Source organism: Streptomyces huiliensis (genome assembly GCF_020037025.1).
Lineage (GTDB): Bacteria > Actinomycetota > Actinomycetes > Streptomycetales > Streptomycetaceae > Streptomyces > Streptomyces huiliensis.
Genome location: NZ_JAIQLH010000500.1, coordinates 1 through 1,986, shown reverse-complemented (window position 1 = coordinate 1,986; position 1,986 = coordinate 1). Strand labels below are relative to the sequence as shown.

General features: G+C 77.3%; 2 protein-coding genes. Both read left to right on the top strand.

What is annotated here, in order from left to right; all coding sequences use genetic code 11:
- Positions 1-692, top strand: a 692-nt coding sequence (locus JNW98_RS35480) for an XdhC family protein (RefSeq protein ID WP_223772376.1), incomplete at its 5' end; no start/stop codon positions are given.
- A 328-nt stretch (positions 693-1,020) separates the two neighbouring features.
- On the top strand, positions 1,021-1,938 hold the full coding sequence (locus tag JNW98_RS35475; protein ID WP_223772375.1) for an alpha/beta hydrolase: 918 nt from the start codon (positions 1,021-1,023) through the stop codon (positions 1,936-1,938).
- The last annotated feature ends 48 nt before the right edge of the window (positions 1,939-1,986 follow it).

Sequence of the window (1,986 nt, the reverse complement as noted above, 5' to 3'; positions counted from 1 at the left end):
TCCGCCCCGACGGCACCGCCGAGGGCACCCTCGGCGGCCCGCCGGACCTGGACCGCGCGGCCGCGGCCCAGGCCGGCGCCCTGCTCGCCGCGGGCCGCACGGGAACCGTGGAACTGTCGCCGGACGGCACGCTGTGCCCCGGCGGCCTCACCCTCCTCGTCGAGTCCGGCGTCGAACCGCCGCGCCTGATCGTCTTCGGCGCGGTCGACTTCACGGCGGCGCTGGTCCGCGTCGGCAAGTTCCTCGGGTACCACGTCACCGTCTGCGACGCCCGTCCGGTCTTCGCCACGGCGGCCCGCTTCCCCGAGGCGGACGAGGTCGTGGTCGACTGGCCGCACCGCTACCTCCGCCGCACGCCCACCGACGCCCGCACGGCCCTGTGCGTCCTCACCCACGACGCCAAGTTCGACGTCCCGCTCCTCCGGGTCGCCCTCCGGCTCCCGGCCGCCTTCGTCGGCGCCATGGGCTCCCGCCGCACTCACTCCGACCGCGTCCACCGCCTCCGCGAAGCGGGCGTCACGGAAGGGGAGTTGTCCCGTCTGCGTGCCCCCATCGGCCTCGACCTGGGCGGCCGTACGCCCGAGGAGACGGCCCTCTCCATCGCGGCGGAGATCATCGCGACGCGGCACGGGGCGACGGGCGCTCCGCTGACGGAGATCGGACGGGAGGCCATCCACCGGGTGGGGGTGTGAGGGGGCGCTGCGTGGTGGAGGGGGCTGGTGGGGGTGCCCCGGTCCCGCCCTTTCACCGTTTCGGGGGGGGGGGGGGGGGGGCCCCGGTCCCGCCCTTTCACCGTTTCCCGGGGGCAAGCCCCCGGACCCCCAGGAAGCGCGCGTTCCGCACGGGCGGGGCCGCCCGGGCCTCGGGCGGGCGCACCGGCGAGGGCGTCGGCGCCCGCACGCCAGTGCGGTGGGTCGGGCCCCGTGGGCCGGCGGTGGCGGTGGGCCGGGCCCCGCGGGCCGGCGGTAGCGTGCGGCCGAGCCCGGATGATGCCGGGACCCCGACCGACGAGGAGGACGCGTGCGATTCGCGCTGGACGCACTGTTCGCCGACGTACCCGCGGAACAGGCTGCCGAAGCCCGCGAGTTCTACCGGACGCGACCGGCGGGCCGCGGCCCCGGTTCGTGGGAGGAGCTCCGGGAGGTGCGGGCGAAGCGGCCCGCCCCGCGTGCCGCCGAGCCGCCCGCCGTCGAGGAGACGGCCGAGGCCGCGGGCGCACGCGTCCCCGTCCGGATCCTCGTCCCCGCCGGTGGACCGCCGCGCGGCGTCTACCTGGACATCCACGGCGGCGGCTTCTACATGGACTCCGCCGCGCACGGTGACGTGCGCAACCGCGCGCTCGCGGACGCCCTCGGCGTCGCCGTCGTCAGCGTCGACTACCGGCTGGCCCCCGAGCACCCCTGGCCCGCGGCGCCCGACGACTGCGAGACGGCGGCGCTCTGGCTGGTCGAGGAGGCCGCCGCCCGCTTCGGAACGGACCGGCTGGCGATCGGCGGCGCCTCCGCCGGCGCCACCCTCACTCTGGCCACCCTGCTGCGGCTGCGGGACAGGGGTGTCAGCGACCGGTTCGCCGGCGCCGCGCTCGTCTACGGCACCTACGACCTGAGCGCGAGCACGCCGGCCGGCCGCCGCATCGCGGACGAGTACTTCCTCCAGGCGTACGCCGGACATGTCGCGGACCGGACCGTCCCCGACATCTCCCCCCTCTACGGCGACCTCGGCGGACTGCCCCCGGCCCTGCTGGTCGTCGGCGCTCGGGATGTGGTGCTGGAGGACAGCCTGGCGCTGGCGGGCCGGCTGTCGGCCGCCGGCAACGAGGCCGAGCTCCGGGTCTACCCCGAGGCACCCCACGGTTTCCTGGGCCACCCCACGGCCCTGGCCGGGACGGCGGTCGACGGCATCACGTCGTGGCTTGGCGACCGGATCGCACGGCCGTAGGAGCCTGCGGCCGGCGCCTGCCCGGCTCGGCACGCCAGCCCGGCTCGG